The following is a 20,485-nucleotide window of genomic DNA, read 5'->3' as shown; positions in this document are numbered from 1 at the left end:
CATTCGTAGGGTTGGGTCGCCCAGGGGTGCTGGGTGTGGCTATCAGGCGGCTGCCGTCTCGTGGCTTGCCTCGCTTCGCCGCCCGGCACCCCACGGGGAGAGGACACTCCCGCGAGCCCCGGCTCGTCGTCACATGGGGACACACAAGCACCCCGCCACACAGAAGCGCCCCGACTTGCCGGAATGCCCCGACCCGGACGTTTCACGTGAAACAAAGCCCAGCGTTCCAGAGCCTCCAAGGCGCGCCTACAGCCCCGCGTCCCTCGCCAACAGCGCAGCCTGCACCCGGTTCTCGCACCTCAGTTTCGCCAGGATCCGGCTCACATACGTCTTCACCGTTGCTTCGCTCATGTGCAGCCGCCTGCCCGCGTCGGCGTTGGAGAGCCCCTCGCCGAGCACGGCCAGTACCTCGCGCTCCCGCCCGCTGAGTTCCGCCACCCGACGCCGCGCCTCCTCACCCCGCTTCGCCGCCCGCCCCATGGCCAACTGATCGACCACATGCCGAGTAGCACCGGGCGAGAGATAGGCATCACCGGCCGCTGCCGCCCGAACCGCCTGGATCAGCTCGGCCGGCGCGGTGTCCTTGAGCAGGAATCCGGCGCCCCCTTGCTCCAGCGCCCGCAGGACGTTCTCCCGCTCCCCGAACGTCGTGAGCACAATCACCCGCACCGCCGGTGCCGCCGTGCGCAGTTCCACCAGTGCTGTGAGCCCGTCCATCACCGGCATCTGGATGTCGAGCAGCACCACATCCGCCGCATGGGCACGGACCTGATCCACGGCCTCGCGCCCATTCGCCGCCTCGGCAACAACCTCGATGGAGCGGTCCGAGGTCAGGATCATCCGTATCCCCGCCCGGATGAGGGGCTCGTCGTCAGCGATGACGACTCTGATCGGCTGCCCCGTCACACGTACCCCCGTACTCGTCCGGTCCGTCTCATCTACTGGGGACCTCATAGGACTTCTTCTCGATCAGCCTGCCGTCCCGGAAGCAGAACCGGAACACCGGCTCGGTACTGAAGCTGTCGCCCACCTCTGAGGACATCAGGACCAGACACCGCGCCCCGGCCGGCTCCTCGGGCCCCGCGCCGTCCAGCCCGGCCGACATGAACGAATCCCCGGCGGGCAGCTGGTCCCGCACGTCGTCCTCCGCCGACCCGATCTTGATCGCCCGGTACTGGCTCGGATCGACCATCGCCTTGTCCATCTCTCCCACCAAGAAATACAGGCCGAACCCACCGATCAGCATCAACAGCACCAGGGCGCCCGCCGCTATCCCGCAGCCCAGCGCGATGCCACTGCCCGTGCTCCTCGTCCTGCCGCTCATCGCCAACTCCCGCTCGGAAACCGTCCAGTCCATGACCGGACCACCGTTCCCGCGCGGGACCGTCTGTGACTGCTGCCGGAAGTCGTCCTCCGCATCGACCATCGGCGTACCCACGAACCCCCCGGCCACGGACTCGGCGCCGTACGGCAGCACGCCGGCCACCCGGAAGCCGCCGCCCTCGGTCCGCCCGGTGTGCACCATGCCACCGACCAGCCGGGCCCGCTCGTGCAGCCCGGGCAGCCCCTGCCCGCCGCTGACCACCCCACCCACGGCCTGTGCGCGCCGCTGCGGACCACTGACGATCTCGACGACGAAGCAATCCGGCTCATAGCGCAGCGCGACCATGATGGCCGCGCCCGGTGCGTGCTTGTACGCATTGGTCAGTGCCTCCTGGACGATGCGGTACGCCGCATGGTCCGAGGCAGCCGCGAGCGCCCGGCTCTCCCCCGTACGACGGAGCTCCACAGCGCTTCCGGCGGCCCGCGCCGCCTCCGCCAGCTCCTCGATGCCCGCGATCCCCCGCGCCGCTCGCTGCCCGTCCTCGCCGCGCCCGGGTCCCGCGATGTCGTCCCGCAGAATCCCGACGACTTCCCGCAGCTCGTGCATGGCACAGACCGACGCACCGCGCAGCACACCGACCGCCTCGCGCTGCCGCACCGTCAACTCCGGGTCGACCTCCAGTGCCCCCGTATGGACAGAGATCAGCGCCAGTTGGTGACCGAGGCTGTCGTGCATGTCCTGAGCGATCCGCTGGCGCTCCATGAGCCGCGCCTGCCCCACGATCATGGCCCGCTCCCGGATCAGCTGTGCATTGCGCTCCTGGAGGGCATGCAGCAGGGTCCGGCGCTGCGTCCAGTACCGGCTGGCGAGACCGGGCACGAGCGTCGTCGCCAGGAAGTAGAGGGTGGTGAACAACACCTGGGTCAGCGGCCGCAGCCCCGACCAGGTCATCGCAACGGTCACACCCACGTAGAGGACGTACGAGGCGGTGAACGCCCCCAACGCCCGCCCTGCCCCGGCGATCCGGCGCCCGGAACTCCACGCCACCACCATCAGCAGCAGCTCGAATCCGCCGGAGAGCCCGGCCAGGGCGGACGTCACCACCAGCACGCTCACGGGCAGCCGACGCCTGAGCAGCGACAGCACCACAACCATGGACGGCACCACCCACAGCCGCACTTCCCCGCCGCGCAGCAGTTCTTCCGTCCCCGCGGCCAGCAGCCCGAGCACCACGGCCAGCACGGCCTCCCCGGCCGTCCTGCGGCGGGACCACAGCTCCGGCGCCGCACACCACCGCCAGCCGGCCCGGAGTTTCGATATCGCGTACACGCCCCGCACCCTAGGCAGCCCTTCGCACACGCGACGCCTTTCTTTCGTTGCGCCCGCGCACGACGAAAGTCGCCCCGCCGCCGACCACCTCGCCCGGGAACGAAGAAGCCCCACAGGTCGTTGACCTGTGGGGCTTCTCTCTTGTGCGCGAGGGGGGATTTGAACCCCCACGTCCCGAAGGACACTGGCACCTGAAGCCAGCGCGTCTGCCGTTCCGCCACTCGCGCATGAGCGGTGTTTCCAGACTCTCTCACTTGTTGGTGCGAGCGCCTGGCGACATCCGGAAGATTAGCACGCTGGACAGGGTGGATTCACATCCGTTGTTTTGCCGGGCGGATGACGGGAAGCGGGAACGCGATGCGGTCACCCCCACTCCTCCTCAGCACACCGCAGGTGCGGGACACTGTGAGGAGCGGTCACCTCTACGATCCGTGTGAGGGGTGACACTCATCCACTGGGCAGACAAGGGGAACCAGCCGATTTCCCGACGCGTGGATACGATCAGTAAGCAGTACAGGGACGAGAACACCGGAGGAGGTGCCCCATGGGAGTCATGAAGCGTTTCGAGCAGCGTCTCGAAGGTCTGGTCAACGGCACCTTCGCCAAAGTGTTCAAGTCCGAGGTCCAGCCGGTCGAGATCGCGGGTGCCCTCCAGCGCGAGTGCGACAACAACGCAACAATCTGGAACCGCGAGCGGACCGTCGTCCCCAACGACTTCATCGTCGAGCTCAGCGCCCCGGACTACGAGCGCCTGAGCCCGTACTCCGGCCAGCTCGGCGACGAGCTCTCCGGTCTGGTCCGGGACTACGCCAAGCAGCAGCGCTACACCTTCATGGGACCGATCAAGGTTCATCTGGAGAAGGCGGAGGACCTCGACACCGGGCTCTACCGCGTGCGCAGCCGCACCCTTGCTTCGAGCTCCTCGCAGCAGGGCCAGCAGGCTCCACAGGGCCACCCCGGACAGCCCGCCCACCCCGGCCACGGGCGCTCCGCCGCCCCGCAGCCCACCGGCGGCTACGGCTATCCCCCCAGCTCCGTCCCGCCCATGCCCGCGGCCCCGCCGCCGGGCAGCGGTCGTCCCGGAGCACCCACTGCCGACCGGCGCCCGCCGGCCGCGCCCGGCCCCACGCCGAGCGCGCAGGTACGGCGCTGGATCGAGATCAACGGCACCCGCCATCAGATCTCCCGCCCGACGCTGGTGCTGGGACGCAGCACCGACGCCGACGTGCGGATCGACGACCCCGGCGTATCGCGCCGGCACTGTGAGATCCGGACCGGAACGCCCTCGACGATCCAGGATCTCGGGTCTACCAACGGCATCGTGGTAGACGGGCAGCACACCACCCGCGCTACGCTCCGCGACGGCTCGCGGATCGTCGTGGGCAGCACCACCATCGTTTACCGGCAAGCCGAAGGGTGAAGCGGGGGCAATGTCAGAGCTGACCCTGACGGTCATGCGGCTAGGTTTCCTGGCTGTTCTGTGGCTGTTCGTCATCGTGGCCGTTCAGGTCATCCGCAGCGACCTGTTCGGAACGCGCGTCACGCAGCGCGGCTCACGCCGCAACGCGGGCGACACGCGACCGCAACAGGCACGCCAAACCGCCGCGGCACCGCCGCAGCAACGCCAGCAGCCCGGCCGCCAGCGCCGTGGGGCACCCACAAAGCTGGTCGTCTCCGAGGGCACCCTCACCGGCACCACGGTGGCGCTCCAGGGACAGACCATCACGCTGGGCCGGGCGCACGATTCAACGATCGTGCTGGACGACGACTACGCGTCCAGCAGGCATGCCAGGATCTACCCCGACCGTGACGGCCAGTGGATCGTCGAGGATCTCGGGTCCACCAATGGCACGTATCTCGACCGGACCCGCCTCACCACCCCGACGCCTGTTCCGCTGGGCGCGCCGATCCGGATCGGCAAGACCGTCATCGAGCTGCGGAAGTAGTACGACAATGAGCGAGCGGAGCGAGCGGGCCGGAGCGGGCCGGGCAACGGACCCGGCCCTGCTCCCGACCGGAGGGTGGGCAGTGTGGCGCGAGACCGGCTGTACCCCGAGGCGACGGGCGAGGTGCGCATGAGTCTGTCCCTGCGCTTCGCCGCCGGATCGCACAAGGGCATGATCCGGGAGGGCAACGAGGACTCCGGCTACGCCGGTCCGCGCCTTCTCGCCATCGCCGACGGCATGGGCGGCCAGGCGGCCGGTGAGGTCGCCAGCTCCGAGGTGATCTCCACGCTCGTCCAGCTCGACGACGACGTGCCCGGCTCGGACATCCTCACCTCGCTCGGTGTGGCGGTCCAGCGGGCCAACGACCAGCTGCGCATGATGGTCGAGGAGGACCCCCAGCTGGAGGGCATGGGCACCACGCTCACCGCTCTGCTCTGGACCGGTCAGCGCCTCGGCCTGGTCCACGTCGGCGACTCCCGCGCGTACCTGCTGCGCGACGGCGTGCTGAGCCAGATCACGCAGGACCACACCTGGGTCCAGCGGCTGGTCGACGAGGGCCGCATCACCGAGGAAGAAGCCACCACCCACCCGCAGCGCTCTCTGCTGATGCGCGCGCTGGGCAGCGGCGACCACGTCGAACCCGACCTCTCCATCCGTGAGGTACGGGTCGGCGACCGCTATCTGATCTGCTCCGACGGGCTCTCCGGCGTCGTCTCGCACCAGACGATGGAGGAGACCCTCGCCAGCTACCAGGGCCCGCAGGAGACGATCCAGGAGCTCATCCAGCTCGCTCTGCGCGGCGGCGGGCCGGACAACATCACCTGCATCGTCGCCGACGTCCTCAACGTCGACAGCAACGACACCCTGGCCGGGCAGCTCAACGACACCCCGGTCGTCGTCGGCGCGGTCGCCGAGAACCAGTCCGCCCAGCTGAACGACGGCGACGCCATGACCACCCCGGCCGGCCGGGCGGCCGGTCTCGGCCGCCCCGTCCCGCCGCCCGCGGGCGGCTTCGGCCCGCCCGGAAGCGGTGACGGCCTCGGCTACGGCGAAATGCCGGACGGCTCCTTCGACACGTACACCGACGACGACTTCGTCAAGCCCGGCGGCGGCCGCAAGTGGCTGAAGCGTTCGTTCTACATCGTGCTCGCGCTGGCCGTCATCGGTGGCGGTGTGTACGGCGGCTATCGCTGGACCCAGAACCAGTTCTTCGTAGGCGCGAAGAACGACCACGTCGCGCTGTACCGCGGCATCAGCCAGGACCTCGCATGGGTCTCGCTCTCGAAGGTCGAGAAGGACCACCCCGAGATCGAACTCAAGTACCTCCCGCCCTACCAGCGCAAGCAGGTCAAGGCGACCATCGCCGAGGGCAATCTGGCCGACGCCCGCGAGAAGATCAGCGAGCTCTCGACCCAGGCGTCCGCCTGCAGGAAGGACGCGCAGCGCCGCGCGGCCGAGGCGGCGAGCAAGACCCGCACCGGCGAAGGTGAAGCCGGCGGCACAGGCTCGGACCTCTCGAAGACGTCCACCGGGTCCGGCACCACGTCCACCGCCACCAAGACCAAGCCGACCACAGCGACTCCCACTCCCGGCCCCAGCCTCTCGGAGGAAGAGACGAAGCTGGTCCCGCAGTGCGGTAAGCAGTAAAGCCGTAGGGGGCCTTCAGCACCATGAGCGTTGTCACCAACACGACCACGATCGGCGCGATCGACGCACCGAGCCGTCGCAACACCGAGCTGGGCCTGATGGCTTTCGCCATCGGCATCTCGGTGTTCGCGTACGCCAATGTGGGCCTTGCCATGGACGGCAAGCTCCCGTCCGGCATGTTCGGATACGGAGCCGGGCTCATTCTGCTCGGCGGCGTCGCCCACCTCGTGGTGCGCAAGTTCGCGCCGTACGCGGACCCGCTGCTGCTGCCACTGGCGACCCTGCTCAACGGGCTGGGGCTGGTGCTGATCTGGCGGCTGGACCAGTCGCCAAGGCTGATCGCGACAGCCAAGTATCAGTACGGCGTCTTCACTCCCTCCGCCCCCAGACAGTTGCTGTACTCGGCGGTCGGCGTCGCTCTGTTCGTCGCCGTTCTGTTCCTGCTCAAGGACCACCGCATCCTGCAGCGCTACACCTACATCTCCATGGTGGGGGCGCTGATCCTGCTGATCCTGCCGATGTTCTTCCCGAGCAAGTTCGGCGCCAAGATCTGGATCACGATCGCCGGTTTCTCCATCCAGCCCGGCGAATTCGCAAAGATCATCATCGCGATCTTCTTCGCCGGCTATTTGATGGTCAAACGCGATGCGCTGGCCCTCGCCAGCCGCCGCTTCATGGGCCTCTACCTGCCCCGTGGCCGTGACCTCGGACCGATCCTCGTCATCTGGGCGATGTCGATCCTGATCCTGGTCTTCGAGACCGACCTCGGTACGTCACTGCTGTTCTTCGGCCTCTTCGTGATCATGCTGTACGTCGCGACGGAGCGGACCAGCTGGATCGTCTTCGGTCTGCTGATGTCAGCGGCCGGCGCAGTCGGCGTCGCCACGTTCGAGCCGCATGTCCAGCAGCGGGTCGACGCCTGGCTCGACCCTTTCGGGGAAAAGACCATGGCCCATTCCGACCAGATCGCCCAGGCCCTGATGTCCTTCGGCTCCGGAGGCACCCTCGGCACCGGCCTGGGTCAGGGCCACTCCGACCTGATCGGCTTCGCCGCCAACGCCGACTTCATCCTCTCCACCGTCGGTGAAGAACTCGGCCTCGCCGGGATGATGGCCGTCCTGCTGATCTACGGTCTCATCGTCGAGCGCGGTGTCCGCACCGCTCTCGCCGCCCGCGACCCGTTCGGGAAGCTCCTCGCGATCGGCCTCTCCGGCGCCTTCGCCATCCAGGTGTTCGTCGTCGCCGGCGGTGTCATGGGTCTCATCCCGCTGACCGGTATGACGATGCCGTTCCTCGCGGCCGGTGGTTCGTCCGTGATCGCCAACTGGGCCCTGATCGGCATCCTGATCCGGATCAGCGACACCGCACGCCGCCCCGCCCCGGCCCCCGCCCCGTCCTCCGACGCCGAGATGACCCAGGTGGTCCGACCGTGAACAAGCCCCTGCGCCGGATCGCGATCTTCTGCGGTGTCCTCATCCTCGCCCTGCTCGTGCGGACCAACTACCTCCAGTACGTCCGCGCCGACGAGCTGAACACACGCGACGAGAACCGCCGCGTCCGCATCGAGCGGTACGCCCATGAGCGCGGCAACATCATCGTCGACGGCAGCCCGGTGACCAGCTCGGTCGAGACCAAGGGCAGTGACTTCAAGTACAAGCGGGCCTGGAAGAACGGCCCCATGTGGGCGCCCGTCACCGGATATTCGTCGCAGGCCTTCGACGCCTCACAGCTCGAGAGCCTTGAGGACGGCATCCTCACCGGCAACGACGACCAGCTCTTCTTCAACCGCACCCTGTCGATGTTCACGGGCGAGAAGAAGCAGGGCGGCAACGTCGTCACCACCCTCAACGCCGCCGCCCAGAAGGCCGCCTTCCAGGGGCTGGGCGACAAGAAGGGTGCCGTCGCCGCGCTCGACCCGCAGACCGGCGCCATCCTGGCCCTCGCCAGCACCCCCTCGTACGACCCCTCGACCTTCGCGGGCAACTCCAACGCGGACACCAAGGCCTGGCAGAAGCTCCTGACGGACAAGGACAAGCCGATGCTCAACCGGGCATTGCGCGAGACCTACCCGCCCGGCTCGACGTTCAAGGTCGTCACCGCCGCCGCCGCCCTGGAGAACGGCCTCTACACCGACATCGACGGCAAGACGGACTCCCCGCTGCCGTACAAGCTTCCGCAGACGACCACCGTCCTGCAGAACGAGGGCAACATCCCGTGCGAGAACGCCTCGCTCCGGGAAGCGCTGCGGATGTCCTGCAACACCGTGTTCGGCAAGATCAGCGACGACCTGGGCAACCAGAAGATGATGGACGAGGCCGCCAAGTTCGGCTTCAACAAGGAGATCTTCACCCCGGTCCGCGCCGACGCGAGTATCTACCCCAAGGACAACCGGCCGCAGAACGCCATGGCGGGCATCGGCCAGGCCTCCAACCGGGCCACCCCGCTCCAGATGGCCATGGTCGCCGCCGCAGTCGCCAACGACGGCAAGCTCATGCAGCCGTACATGGTCGCCGAGCGGCAGGCGCCCAGCCTCGACCCGATCTACACCCACGAGAAAGAGGAGTTCAGCCGGCCTCTCTCGGGCGAGAACGCGCAGAAGCTCCAGCAGATGATGGAGACCGTCGTCAAGAGCGGCACGGGAACCAAGGCCCTCATCGACGGCGTCACTGTCGGCGGCAAGACCGGTACCGCCCAGCACGGTCTGAACAACAGCGAGAAGCCGTACGCCTGGTTCATCTCGTACGCGAAGACCAGCAGCGGCTCGCCCGTCGCCGTGGCCGTGGTGGTCGAGGACAGCAGTGCGAACCGGGACGACGTCTCCGGCGGCGGCCTCGCCGCTCCGATCGCCAAGGCCGTGATGGAGGCGGTCATCAACAAGAGGTGACGCCCATCACATCGGGGGCCATACCTGCACATTGGGATACCGGTCAGATATCAGCTCACGGCTGTGGGCCGATCAGGTAGCGCGTGGCCGGTAGCGTATGCGCGAGCAGCACACCGCCGGACCACACACCGGTGCGGTCGGGACTGACGGAGAGGGCTGGAACAGTTATGGAAGAGCCGCGTCGCCTCGGCGGCCGGTACGAGCTGGGCTCGGTGCTCGGCCGTGGTGGCATGGCCGAGGTCTACCTCGCGCACGACACCCGGCTCGGCCGCACCGTCGCTGTGAAGACGCTGCGGACCGATCTCGCCCGCGACCCGTCCTTCCAAGCCCGGTTCCGCCGTGAGGCCCAGTCCGCCGCCTCGCTCAATCACCCGGCGATCGTCGCTGTCTACGACACCGGCGAGGACTACGTCGACGGTGTCTCCATCCCGTACATCGTGATGGAGTACGTCGACGGGTCGACGCTCAGAGAACTTCTGCACTCCGGCCGCAAACTGCTGCCCGAGCGCACCCTCGAAATGACGGTCGGGATCCTCCAGGCGCTGGAGTACTCGCACCGCGCCGGCATCGTCCACCGCGACATCAAGCCGGCGAACGTCATGCTGACGCGCACCGGCCAGGTCAAGGTCATGGACTTCGGTATCGCCCGCGCCATGGGCGACTCCGGCATGACGATGACCCAGACCTCAGCCGTCATCGGCACCGCCCAGTACCTCTCCCCGGAGCAGGCCAAGGGCGAGCAGGTCGATGCGCGGTCCGACCTGTACTCGACCGGCTGTCTGCTCTACGAGCTGCTGACCGTTCGGCCGCCGTTCATCGGTGACTCGCCCGTCGCGGTCGCCTACCAGCACGTACGCGAAGAGCCGCAGCCCCCCAGCAGCTTCGACCCCGAGATCACGCCCGAAATGGACGCGATCGTGTTGAAGGCCCTGGTCAAGGACCCGGACTACCGCTACCAGTCGGCCGACGAGATGCGTGCCGACATCGAGGCCTGCCTCGACGGCCAGCCGGTCGCCGCCACCGCGGCAATGGGCGCGGCCGGTTACGGCGGCTACGACGGGTACGGCAACGACCAGCCCACCACCGCACTGCGCGCTGCCGACCCGAGCGGCGCCCAGACCTCCATGCTGCCCCCGGTCAATCCGGACGACGGCGGCTACGGAAACGACGACCGCCCGGACCGCCGCCGCCAGAAGAAGAACAACACCTCGACGATCCTGCTGATCGCCGCGGGCATCCTGGTGCTGATCGGCGCGATCCTGATCGGCAAGTCCGTCTTCAGCGGCGACAACAGCGACAACGGCAGGGTCGACGTGCCGAACATGGTCGGTTCGACCGTGGCAGAGGCGAAGGATCTCGCGAAGAACTCCGGGGTCCTCGTCAAGGTCGGCTCGCGCGAACCGTGCGAGACCCAAGAGACGGGCAAGATCTGCAGCCAGACGCCCAAGGGCGGCAAAATGGCGGAGAACGAGACCGTCACAGTCGTCGTCTCCACCGGTGCGCCAAAGGTGGAGGTCCCGGACGTCACGGAGAAGTCCCAGGAGAACGCCCGCAAGATCCTGGAGGAAAAGGGCTTCTCGGTGAAGGTCGTCACGACCGAGTCCTCCACCGCGGAACCCGGCACCGTGCTCGACCAGAACCCCAAGGGCGGCGCGAAGGCCGAGCGGGAGTCCGAGGTCAAGATCACGGTCGCCAGCCAGGCCACCCAGGACGTTCCCCCTGTGATCGGCCAACAGTACGACGCGGCGGTGGCGCAGCTCAACGGCGTCGGCTTCCAGAAGGTCTCGCGAACCGACAAGGACTCGGAGAAGCCGGCGGGTGAGGTCATCGATCAGACCCCGGCCGCGAATGCTGGCAAGCAGCCGCTGGACACCCAGATCGTGCTGACGGTCTCCAAGGGCCCGACGCAGCCGGCCACGGTCCCGATCCCCGAAGTCAGGACGAAGACGGTCGCCGAGGCCAGGCAGCTCCTGAATCAGGCGGGCTTCACTCAAATCCAGTTCGCGGAAGGCAGCTCTAAGGACGACAACGCCATGGTCGTCAACATCGATCCGCAGCCAAACACCCAGGCCGACCCCGCGTCCACCGTCATCACCCTCACCACGATGGGTGGCAACGGGAACGGAAACGGCAATATTTTCGGCGGTCCGTCGGGCTCACATAACTGACACCGCACCGCACGAAAGCGAAGGGCCCCGGTCACCGTTTCGGTGACCGGGGCCCTTCGCTGTGCCTGACGCAACGCGTGTCGCGCATACCGCGCATGTAGCCGCAAACCGATCGTGTCTTCATATGTGCTGATTCGTTGAATCGATGGGGCGGGGTATTGAGCTCTTCCCTCTCTTCTGCACACATAGGAGGTCAGGAGCATGATCAACGAAGCAGCTCTGCTGGAGTCGAGGTCACTGCGCGATGGCGTGGTGGACCGGACTCACGTCATCGACAAGGTCAAGACCTTGTCTCTTCTTCCGGACGGCATGCACGTGACGACAGCAATGGTCGCCACGTACTTCGAAGTGACCGAAACGGTCATTCGGGCCATGGTGTTCGACCATCGTGAAGAGCTCGAAAGCAACGGCTATCGCGTCCTCACCGGATCGGAACTGAGTTACTTCAAGCAACTCAGTGGGATCCAGTCACGCACCGCGTCGCTTGCGCTCTTCCCCCGGCGAGCTGTCCTCAACGTCGCCATGCTGCTCCGCGACAGCGAAGTCGCACGTCAGGTGCGTACATACCTGCTCGACGTGGAGTACATGGCACGGACTCAGCCTGTGGATAATTCTGTCCACAGGGGACCGGATTCCCTCGACGACCGCATCGACCGACGCATCACCCACATCCTCGGCAAGACCATCGTCCCCATGTTCAACGCCCTCATCGAGGCCTCCGGCGAGCACCGCAAGGAGCTGATCTCGCTCCGGGACGACGTTGAGAAGGTCGAGCGGAAGCTCTGCAACCACCACCAAAGGCTCAGGCACCTTGAGCACGCCCAGGGCCCGCGCCCGTACACCGGAATCATGGCGTCCATCGACGCATGAACTGGCGTTAGTTCGAGCACCACGTCGCCGCGCTGCTCCGCCGCGACGGCTGCACAGACGTCGCGGTGCATGGCGGCCGTGGCGACCGAGGTGTGGATGTCACAGCAGTGACCGCGGACGGCCGCAGCATCGTCGTGCAGTGCAAGAGCTTCGCGCCCTACCGTCCGGTGTGGAGCGGAGAGCTGCAGAAGTTCCTCGGCGCCTCTTTCGTCCAGCACGGGGCCGAGGTGGCACTCTTCGTCGCCACGACTTCCTTCACACCCGACGCGCGCGCCATCGCCGAGACCTACGGCATCACCCTCGTCGACCGCGCTCACCTCGAAAAGTGGAGCGCCGGAGTACCGCTCCCGATCCTGAGGTAGCCGTCGCCAGGCAGAGAAGGGGCCCGAAGTCGCAAAGGCTAGTTGCGACTTCGGGCCTTCGCCATCCTAGAACGACTGAGCTCCTCGAAGGAGCTCAGTCACGGTTGCCGCAGCTCCGTCGGCTTCGTGCGGTCCTTGTCGACCTTCTCCGTACGCACCAGCTCGCCCCACACGATGTAGCGGTACTTCGACGTGTAGACCGGCGTGCAGGTCGTCAGCGTGATGTAGCGGCCGGGCTTCTTCACGCCCGACTCCTCGGGGACCGGCTGGAGCACCTTGACGTTGTACTTCGACGTCTCGGGAAGCTCCTTGAAGACCTTGTAGACGTACCAGGTGTCCTTGGTCTCGAAGACGACGGCGTCGCCCGTCTTCACCTTGTCGATGTTGTGGAACTTCGCCCCGTGCCCGTCCCGGTGCGCCGCCAGCGTGAAGTTGCCCTGCTTGTCCCAGGGGAGAGCCGACTTCACCGGGCCCGTGTAGTAGCCGGCGATGCCGTCGTTGAGGTTCTTGGTGCCGGTGCCCTTCTTGACGAGCACCTCGCCGTTCTTCATCGCGGGTACGTGCAGGAAGCCGATGCCGTCCTTGGTGTCGAGGGCCCCGGGTCCCCCGGCCCAGCGGTCGCGGACGGTGTGGCCCTGCTTCTCGGCCTCGCGGTCGGCGAGCACATTCGTCCACCACAGGGAGTAGACGACGAAGAGGCCCAGCACCAGGCCGGCGGTGATCAGCAGCTCACCGAAGACACTCACCGCGGTCGCAACGAGATGGCGGTCCCTGCTCCGCACCGGAGGCGCGGACTCGTCGGTCTGCTCGTCCTGCTGCTGGGTCCTCGCTGCCACCGCACCCGTCCCTGTCGTGATGAAGTTCAGCCGACGAGCGCGTCGGGCTTTCCCTTGCTGCGCGGCCGTTCGTCGACCATCTTGCCCCAGACGATCAGCCGGTACGTACTTGTGAATTCGGGCGTACAGGTCGTCAGTGTGATGTAGCGGCCGGGTTTGGTGAAGCCCGAACCGGGCGGCACCGGCGTGATCACCGAGACATTGGACGGGGACGTCTGAGGAAGGACGCTGGTCATCTCGTACGTGTAGTACGCATCCTGCGTCTCGACCACGATCGGGTCACCCTTGCGCAGCCGGTTGATGTAGCGGAACGGTTCGCCGTGGGTGTTCCGGTGGCCGGCCAGCGCGAAGTTGCCCTGCTTGGCCGACGGCATCGCCGTCTTGAGCGCGCCCTGGCCGTAGTGACCGACCATGCCGCGGTCCAGGACGTTCTCCTTGCTGATGCCCTCGGCGATCGGGGCGACCACATCCAGCTTCGGGATGTGGATGATGGCGAAGCCCTGCCCCGGCTCGAACGCCCCGGGCTTGCGGCCCTTCGCCCAGCCGTCCTGAATCTTGTGCGTCTCTTTCCCGGCGATCTGGTCGGCACGCACATTCGTCCACCACAGCTGGTACGTGACGAACAGCAGCATCAGCACGCCGAGCGAGATGAACAGCTCACCGACGACCCGGCTGGCGACCACGGCCGGGCTGTCCTTGGCCGCGCGGGCGGCCCGCCGCGCCTCGACGCGGGACAGCGGACGCCCCTCCGGCGTCGCCGCCGACCGGGTCCCCGGCTGCGGCTCGGCGCGACGGCGGCCGCGCCCCTTGGCGGCGCGCCGGCGCTCGGCCCGGCCTCCGGTGGGCGGTTCCGTACGCGGTTCGAGTTCTGTGGTCTCCGGACCGGGATCTTGAGCCGCGGCAGGCTCCGTGTCGTACTCCGGCTCTGCTTGCGGTGCCGGAGCCGTCACCGCCCTGTCGGCCAGGCGCCGGGGGTCCGCCGACCGCAGACCGATCGTCTCGTCGTTACGGGGGAGCGGCAGCGCGGGCGGAGGCGCCGCGACAGGCTCCTGCTGCCCGTACCAGTCCCGCTCGTACCCCTCGGGGTCGTACCACTCACGCGGCGTCCCCTGAGGCCCCTGTGCCCCTTGTGACACCTGCACCTGGCCTTCCCACTGCCGGCCCTGCGCCGCCCCGGCGCCCGCCGTCCCCGCCGGAATGCTCTCCGCCCGGAACCACGGCGCGTGCTGCCCCGGCAACGGATCGTTCAGCGGGTCCGCCAGCTGGTCGACTGCCGCCTCGAACGCGCCCGTGGCCTCGTACGCTCGTTGCTCGTACGGGCCTTCCTCACCGGTGTCGTGCTCGGGACGGAGTGCGGTCACGCGACAGCCTTGCCCACCACCGGCGCGAGCCCCTCCGACCTCGCGACGGCTCCCGTATCACCGCACCGCACCAACCAGTTGGCCAGCATCAGATGGCCGTACTCGGTCAGGACCGACTCCGGATGGAACTGCACACCCTCCACCGGCAGTTCGCGGTGGCGCAGCCCCATGATGATGCCGTCGGCCGTGCGCGCCGTGACCTCCAACTCCTGCGGGATCGTCTCCGGTTCGGCGGCGAGCGAGTGGTAGCGGGTAGCGGTGAACGGGGACGGCAGCCCGGCGAAAACGCCCTTGCCCTCGTGCGTCACCGGCGACGTCTTGCCGTGCAGCAGCTCGGGGGCGCGGTCCACCACACCGCCGTACGCCACGGCCATCGACTGCATGCCGAGGCAGACGCCGAAGACCGGGACGCCGGTCGCCGCGCAGTGGCGCACCATATCGACGCAGACGCCCGCCTGCTCCGGGGTGCCGGGGCCGGGCGAGAGCAGAACGCCGTCGAAGCCGTCCTGGGCGTGTGCCGTGGTCACCTCGTCGTTGCGCAGCACCTCGCACTCGGCGCCGAGCTGGTAGAGGTACTGGACGAGGTTGAAGACGAAGCTGTCGTAGTTGTCGACGACAAGGATGCGGGCGCTCACTGGCCTGCCCCCGTTCCGCTCGTGCCGTCGACCGTCACGTCGCCGAACGGAAGCAGCGGCTCGGCCCACGGGAAGACGTACTGGAAAAGCACATAGACGACGGCGAGTGCCAGTACGAGCGAGATGAGCCCGCGCACCCACGCGTTGCCCGGCAGATGCCGCCAGATCCAGCCGTACATGCTGTCCCCTTCATTCGGTACGGGACCAGACTAAAGGGCCGGGGCAGAGGCGTGGGTCAGCTGTGGAAAGCTGCCGGCTTGCCATCCGTCACAGGCTGCGTCGCGTCGAGATGCGCCCAGACGATGAGCCGGTGGCTGCTGCCCCACTCGGGATCGCAGGTGGTCAGCGTCAGATAGCGGCCGGGCCCGTCGAAGCCGGACTTGCGGGGGACGGCGTCGATGACACCGGTGTCGCTCGGCACGGTGCGGTACGGCTTCTTCTCGATGCGGTACGTGAACCACGTCGTCCCGTCCGTCAGCACCACCGCGTCGCCGCGGCGCAGCGTCGGGAAGTCCTTGAAGGGATCCCCGTAGGTGCGACGGTGTCCGGCCACAGCGAAATTGCCGACGCCTCCGAGGGGGGAGGTTCCGCGGTAGTGGCCGAGCCCCTTCTGCAAGGTTTTGACCTCGGTGTTCTCCAGGACGGGCCACTCCCAGCCCTGGCCGAAGCGGGGGATGTACAGCATCGCGAACGGCTTCCCGTCCCGGTAGGCGGCGGGGGCCGGCGATGGCGTGGGTACGGACGACGGCGAGGCCGAGGGCGACGGCGTGCCTGTCGCGTTCGGCCCGGGTACGGACACGGCCCCACGCGCCCACTGGTTCTGCAGGATGTCGATCTGCCCGTCAGTGGCACCGGCGGCCTTCACGCCGGTCCAGAACAGCACGTACACCACAAAAAGGATGATCAAAGCGCCCGCGGTGATGCACAGTTCGCTGAAGGTCCTGACGATCAGTCGCACCGACACCGGTCGGCCTCCCCGGAACTGCTCGCTACTTCACCGGCTTCGCATAGTGGAGATCCACTGTGCCCGAGTAGCCGGGAAGAGTCACCGCCTCGTGCCCGTCGACTTTCCAGCCGAGCCCGTACGCCTTCACGTACAGCAGGTAGTTGCGGATCGAGGAGGAGTCGTCGAGGGCCTTCTTGAGCCGGTCGGGGTCGCCGACCGCGGTGATCTTGTACGGCGGCGAGTAGACCCGGCCCTGGAGAATCAGTGTGTTGCCGACGCAGCGCACCGCGCTGGTGGAGATCAGCCGCTGGTCCATGACCTGGATGCCGCGGGCACCGCCCTGCCAGAGAGCGTTGACGACCGCCTGCAGATCCTGCTGGTGGATGACCAGGTCGTTGGGTTGCGGGTCGGGGTAGCCAGGGTTCGCGGTGGCGTTCGGCGGGGCGTCGTCGAGCGTGACGGCGACGGCCCGGCCGGAGAGCTTCTTGGTACCCGCGGCCCGCTCCAGCGCCTTGAGTTTGACGTCCTCCGCCTTGGTGCTGCCGTCGTCGCGCTGGGCAAGGGCATCGATGTCCTCGCGTACGGACGCGTTGGAGCCGTCGAGCCCCGCGTTCTTCTCGCTGCGCTGCTGAATGAGGTCGGAGAGCTTCAGCAGCGACGAGTCGGTGCGGATGTTGGTGCCCTTGGCCGTGTTGGCGCTGGTGACGAAGATCAGCCCGGCAAGGGCGAAAACGGCAGCGGTGAGCACTCGGGCCGGATGCCGGAAGGTGCGCCGGACCGGTCCTTGGGGAGAGTCGGCAGAATTGCTCAACGTACCCTTATCTCCTTCGGCGCCACGGAAGCACTACGCTAACGGACGTCCGGGGGAGGCAGCATTCCCCCTCGCGCCCCGCCCCGGCGCGAGCCACAGTTCCCTGCGCGGTCACGCAGCGCATCGACAGGAGAGTTCCTCGTGCCGAAGTCACGTATCCGCAAGAAGGCCGACTTCACGCCGCCTCCGGCGAAGCAGGCAGCCAACATAAAGCTGACCAACCGCAGTTGGGTGGCGCCGGTGATGCTGGCGTTCTTCCTGATCGGTCTGGCCTGGATCGTCGTGTTCTACGTGACCGACGGCGATCTGCCCATCAAGACGCTGGGCAACTGGAACATCGTCGTGGGCTTCGGCTTCATCGCCGGTGGCTTCGGCGTCTCCACGCAGTGGAAGTAGCCGGACAGCACTCGTAGGACCACAGCCGACCCCGGTACCGCAACCCTTGCCCTGAGTTACCCACAGCGTTATCCACAGGCGGGGGAAAAGGTCAGACGATCTGTGGATAACTCCCCGGATGTTGACGCCGGTGTGACTGCAGTCTCCCTCATTGAGGGATGGCACGCCCCTTGTCTCCGCTGGAAAAACCCAGCTCAGCGACAAGGGGCACAGTTGTACCCACAGAATGCACAAGATCGTGCGCCCGCTGTGGACAACTGCCCGAGAAGCCCCCTGGTGCCTGCGATCAGGTCAGTGCGGCAGTTCTGGCAACCACGATGAGGACCACCGCCACCAGGACCAGCGCACAGGTGCCGTACTGCACCAGCGTCCGCCGTTCACGCGGCGCGTGCACCATGGCGACGGCGATCAGCGTTCCGGCGATCAGACCGCCGACATGCGCCTGCCAGGCGATTCCGCCCCAGGGGTTGAACGTGAACAGCAGGTTCAGCGCGAGGAGCACGAGGACCGGCCGCATGTCGTAGTTCAGCCGCCGCATGAGCACTGCGGTGGCGCCCAGCAGACCGAAGATGGCGCCGGAAGCACCGAGCGAGCCCTGGTTCGGCGCAGCGAGCCAATAGGTGAGCGCGCTGCCCGCCAGGCCGGAGAGCAGGTAGAGCGCGAGGTAGCGGGCGCGGCCGAGCGCTGCCTCCAGAGGACCGCCGAGCCACCACAGTCCCAGCATGTTGAACGCGATGTGCCACACCTCCTGGTGCAGGAACATCGACGTCACCAGCCGGTACCACTGGCCCTCCGCGACCCCCTCCGGTGGACCGCCCACGTAGTAAGTGGCCCGTCCCAGCAGTGTCAGGTCGTCGAGCAGTGACACCTTCACATGTACCGCGATGAACAGGACGACATTGATGGCGAGCAGGACCTTGGTGACCAGCCGCGGGTCGGCGGTGACGGTGCCGCCGGCCAGGGTGCGCGGCTGATTGGCAGCCGGGCCGTGACCCGTACCTGAGCCCTGACGGACGCAGCCCGGGCACTGGAAGCCGACCGAGGCATTGACCATGCACTCGGTGCAGATCGGACGGTCGCAGCGCGTGCAGCGAATCCCCGTCTCACGACCCGGGTGGCGGTAGCAGTTCAATGAGCCGCGGGCGTCGGCGGACTGGTCCCGGGCACCGGGCGGCTGCTCGTCCATCGGTCCCATCACTTGCTGGCCCCCTCGGGTCACGTCGTGGGCGACAGCGCGCATGATGCCGCCCTGCTCGTCCGCTATGTAACCAAGTACGGACAAGCAGGGCGGTTGGTTCCCGAGACGGTCGATCAGAGAGTGATCACACCGTTACCACCGGCAATCATCGGGCCTCGACGACGACCGACTCGATCACCACATCCTGCACCGGGCGGTCGGTGCGCGCGTTGGTCTGGGTGTTCGCGATGCCGTCCACGACCTTCTTGCTGGCCTCGTCCGTCACCTCACCGAAGATGGTGTGCTTGCCGGTCAGCCACGCGGTGGGCGAGACGGTCACGAAGAACTGCGAACCGTTGGTGCCCGGGCCGGCGTTGGCCATGGCCAGGAGGTACGGCTTGTTGAAGCTGAGGTCCGGGTGGAACTCGTCACCGAACTCGTAGCCCGGGCCGCCGGTCCCGTTGCCCAGCGGGTCCCCGCCCTGGATCATGAAGCCGCTGATGACCCGGTGGAAGACGGTCCCGTCGTACAACCTGTCCTTGGACTTCTTACCGGTCGCGGGGTGGGTCCACTCCCGCTCGCCCGTGGCGAGCTCGACGAAGTTCTTGACCGTCTTGGGCGCGTGGTTCGGCAGAAGCCGGATCTCGATGTCGCCTTGGCTGGTCTTCAAGGTGGCGTAAAGCTGCTCGGCCACGATCTGCCTTCCGTAAGTCTTCGCTGACGTCCACCGATCCTCGCACGGCCGATCCGTCACACGGCCTTCCTGCGGCTCCCCGCAGGAACAAAAGAGGCCAAGTGCGTGACGAACCGGCGCGTGCTGAACCGAACCATGGCATTGTCATCGGCAAGCCCCCCTTGCACCACATTGCACATAAAAATCGCTTATGACCGTTTTGCATGACCGTCTCTCATGCCCCGGATGCCCGCCCCACATGCCGCACACGCCATCGCGGGGCATGATTTCGAAATGGGTGGAAAGGCGGAGTACCTACCCGCCACCAAGGAGGAGGATCCCGTGACCCGCATCGACAGCGTGCGCGCCGCAACCGACTCGGCGAAGGAAAGCGTGCAGCACGCCGCGGAAGTGGTGGCGCCCTACGCCGACTCGGCCAAGGACCAGGCGGCACACTATGCGCACGAGGCCCGTGCGCGGCTCGCGCCGAGGGTGTCGAAGGCAGCCCAGCAGGCCCGCGTCCAGTACGACGCGCATCTCGCACCACGTATCGAACTGGCTCGCGCGCATGTGCCCCCCAAGGTCGACGAGGCCGCCCAGCGCGCCGCGCTCCGCACCCGTCAGGCAGCCAGGAGCGCCGCGGAGTACACCGTGCCCCGCGTCGAGCACGCGATGGCCGCCGCCCAGCCCGTCGCCGAGGAAGCCGCGGCCCGCAGCGCCGCGGCACTGGCCGCACTGCGCGGGCAGGTCACGGCGAAGGAGATCAAGAAGCTGGCCAGAAAGCACGAGCGGCGTGCCAAGGCCGGGCGCGTGCTCAAGGTGGTGGCCGTGGTCTCCGTGCTGGCAGTCGGCGCCTACGCGGCGTGGCGGTGGTGGGACAAGCAGGCCAATCCGGACTGGCTGGTCGAGCCCCCCGCCCCCACGGAGGTCGCCGACCGTACGCCGCTGACCTCGGTCGACGGCAGCGGGCCGACGGCTGTGGACCCCGAGGTCCGCGCCAAGGAGGCCGAGTCGGACGAGGTGGACGGCACCGACCTCGACGACGACCGCTGAGCCGCCACAGCCGCCCGGCCCACGGCAGACACACAAGAGAACCCCTCCGATCTGCGTTTCCGCAGAT

20 protein-coding genes and 1 tRNA gene are annotated in these 20,485 nt (G+C 67.6%); 10 read left to right on the top strand and 11 right to left on the bottom strand.

Annotation, left to right across the window (positions count from 1 at the left end):
* Positions 1 to 246: 246 nt before the first annotated feature.
* From AB0915_RS31765 to AB0915_RS31755, 3 genes are all read right to left on the bottom strand, one after another.
* Positions 247 to 906: a response regulator transcription factor gene (locus AB0915_RS31765; RefSeq protein ID WP_366694365.1), complete on the bottom strand. Its 660-nt coding sequence runs from the start codon at positions 904 to 906 to the stop codon at positions 247 to 249.
* A 28-nt stretch (positions 907 to 934) separates the two neighbouring features.
* Positions 935 to 2,653 (bottom strand): histidine kinase, encoded by a 1,719-nt coding sequence (locus tag AB0915_RS31760; RefSeq protein WP_366694364.1) that lies wholly within the window; start codon positions 2,651 to 2,653, stop codon positions 935 to 937.
* A gap of 144 nt (positions 2,654 to 2,797) precedes the next feature.
* Positions 2,798 to 2,880 (bottom strand) — tRNA-Leu (locus tag AB0915_RS31755).
* 317 nt (positions 2,881 to 3,197) lie between these two features.
* On the opposite strand from AB0915_RS31755, the gene AB0915_RS31750 reads away from it, so the two are divergent.
* From AB0915_RS31750 to AB0915_RS31715, 8 genes are all read left to right on the top strand, one after another.
* Complete coding sequence (locus AB0915_RS31750) at positions 3,198 to 4,073, top strand: FhaA domain-containing protein (protein WP_366694363.1); 876 nt, start codon at positions 3,198 to 3,200, stop codon at positions 4,071 to 4,073.
* 10 nt (positions 4,074 to 4,083) lie between these two features.
* Positions 4,084 to 4,599 (top strand): FHA domain-containing protein, encoded by a 516-nt coding sequence (locus AB0915_RS31745; protein ID WP_037702017.1) that lies wholly within the window; start codon positions 4,084 to 4,086, stop codon positions 4,597 to 4,599.
* A 129-nt stretch (positions 4,600 to 4,728) separates the two neighbouring features.
* A complete protein-coding gene (locus tag AB0915_RS31740; RefSeq protein ID WP_366694367.1) occupies positions 4,729 to 6,246 on the top strand; it encodes a PP2C family serine/threonine-protein phosphatase in 1,518 nt (505 codons plus the stop codon).
* A gap of 23 nt (positions 6,247 to 6,269) precedes the next feature.
* Positions 6,270 to 7,679: an FtsW/RodA/SpoVE family cell cycle protein gene (locus tag AB0915_RS31735; RefSeq protein ID WP_366694362.1), complete on the top strand. Its 1,410-nt coding sequence runs from the start codon at positions 6,270 to 6,272 to the stop codon at positions 7,677 to 7,679.
* On the top strand, positions 7,676 to 9,130 hold the full coding sequence (locus AB0915_RS31730; protein WP_366694361.1) for a penicillin-binding transpeptidase domain-containing protein: 1,455 nt from the start codon (positions 7,676 to 7,678) through the stop codon (positions 9,128 to 9,130). Before AB0915_RS31735 ends, AB0915_RS31730 begins: the two co-directional genes overlap by 4 nt.
* Positions 9,131 to 9,297: 167 nt before the next feature.
* Positions 9,298 to 11,298 carry a Stk1 family PASTA domain-containing Ser/Thr kinase gene (gene pknB, locus AB0915_RS31725; RefSeq protein WP_366694360.1) on the top strand — a complete coding sequence of 667 codons (2,001 nt, stop codon included), beginning with the start codon at positions 9,298 to 9,300 and terminating at the stop codon, positions 11,296 to 11,298.
* Between the two features lie 201 nt (positions 11,299 to 11,499).
* Positions 11,500 to 12,168, top strand: coding sequence for a restriction endonuclease (locus AB0915_RS31720; RefSeq protein WP_366694359.1), 669 nt, complete (start codon positions 11,500 to 11,502; stop codon positions 12,166 to 12,168).
* A gap of 65 nt (positions 12,169 to 12,233) precedes the next feature.
* Positions 12,234 to 12,530 (top strand): restriction endonuclease, encoded by a 297-nt coding sequence (locus tag AB0915_RS31715; RefSeq protein WP_366694358.1) that lies wholly within the window; start codon positions 12,234 to 12,236, stop codon positions 12,528 to 12,530.
* A 98-nt stretch (positions 12,531 to 12,628) separates the two neighbouring features.
* Here the strand turns inward: AB0915_RS31715 and AB0915_RS31710 are convergent, their stop codons facing one another.
* Genes AB0915_RS31710 through AB0915_RS31685 form a run of 6 tightly spaced genes read right to left on the bottom strand, consistent with a single transcriptional unit; the run spans position 12,629 to position 17,119 of the window.
* Positions 12,629 to 13,366, bottom strand: coding sequence for a class E sortase (locus AB0915_RS31710; protein ID WP_366694357.1), 738 nt, complete (start codon positions 13,364 to 13,366; stop codon positions 12,629 to 12,631).
* 26 nt (positions 13,367 to 13,392) lie between these two features.
* Positions 13,393 to 14,727 carry a class E sortase gene (locus AB0915_RS31705; protein WP_366694356.1) on the bottom strand — a complete coding sequence of 445 codons (1,335 nt, stop codon included), beginning with the start codon at positions 14,725 to 14,727 and terminating at the stop codon, positions 13,393 to 13,395.
* A complete protein-coding gene (locus tag AB0915_RS31700; RefSeq protein ID WP_345512726.1) occupies positions 14,724 to 15,362 on the bottom strand; it encodes an aminodeoxychorismate/anthranilate synthase component II in 639 nt (212 codons plus the stop codon). Before AB0915_RS31700 ends, AB0915_RS31705 begins: the two co-directional genes overlap by 4 nt.
* Positions 15,359 to 15,541, bottom strand: coding sequence for a hypothetical protein (locus tag AB0915_RS31695; RefSeq protein ID WP_037702041.1), 183 nt, complete (start codon positions 15,539 to 15,541; stop codon positions 15,359 to 15,361). Before AB0915_RS31695 ends, AB0915_RS31700 begins: the two co-directional genes overlap by 4 nt.
* Before the next feature lie 56 nt (positions 15,542 to 15,597).
* Complete coding sequence (locus AB0915_RS31690; RefSeq protein WP_366694355.1) at positions 15,598 to 16,326, bottom strand: class E sortase; 729 nt, start codon at positions 16,324 to 16,326, stop codon at positions 15,598 to 15,600.
* 25 nt (positions 16,327 to 16,351) lie between these two features.
* Positions 16,352 to 17,119, bottom strand: coding sequence for a DUF881 domain-containing protein (locus tag AB0915_RS31685; RefSeq protein WP_366694354.1), 768 nt, complete (start codon positions 17,117 to 17,119; stop codon positions 16,352 to 16,354).
* A gap of 141 nt (positions 17,120 to 17,260) precedes the next feature.
* Here AB0915_RS31685 and crgA point away from each other — a divergent pair, with 141 nt between their 5' ends.
* Positions 17,261 to 17,515 carry a cell division protein CrgA gene (gene crgA / locus AB0915_RS31680; RefSeq protein ID WP_366694353.1) on the top strand — a complete coding sequence of 85 codons (255 nt, stop codon included), beginning with the start codon at positions 17,261 to 17,263 and terminating at the stop codon, positions 17,513 to 17,515.
* 286 nt (positions 17,516 to 17,801) lie between these two features.
* Here the strand turns inward: crgA and AB0915_RS31675 are convergent, their stop codons facing one another.
* Both AB0915_RS31675 and AB0915_RS31670 read right to left on the bottom strand, forming a co-directional pair.
* The gene (locus tag AB0915_RS31675) at positions 17,802 to 18,701 is read right to left on the bottom strand and encodes a rhomboid family intramembrane serine protease (RefSeq protein ID WP_366694366.1); all 900 of its coding nucleotides are present in this window, start codon (positions 18,699 to 18,701) and stop codon (positions 17,802 to 17,804) included.
* A gap of 157 nt (positions 18,702 to 18,858) precedes the next feature.
* Positions 18,859 to 19,386 carry a peptidylprolyl isomerase gene (locus tag AB0915_RS31670; protein ID WP_366694352.1) on the bottom strand — a complete coding sequence of 176 codons (528 nt, stop codon included), beginning with the start codon at positions 19,384 to 19,386 and terminating at the stop codon, positions 18,859 to 18,861.
* Between the two features lie 321 nt (positions 19,387 to 19,707).
* On the opposite strand from AB0915_RS31670, the gene AB0915_RS31665 reads away from it, so the two are divergent.
* Positions 19,708 to 20,418, top strand: coding sequence for a DUF5324 family protein (locus tag AB0915_RS31665; RefSeq protein ID WP_366694351.1), 711 nt, complete (start codon positions 19,708 to 19,710; stop codon positions 20,416 to 20,418).
* Positions 20,419 to 20,485: the final 67 nt, after the last annotated feature.

This window comes from Streptomyces sp. NPDC048411, from assembly GCF_040704695.1.
Taxonomy (GTDB): Bacteria; Actinomycetota; Actinomycetes; order Streptomycetales; family Streptomycetaceae; genus Streptomyces.
Note: the sequence above shows the minus strand (reverse complement) of the source record. Positions and strands in the feature narration are given on the sequence as shown.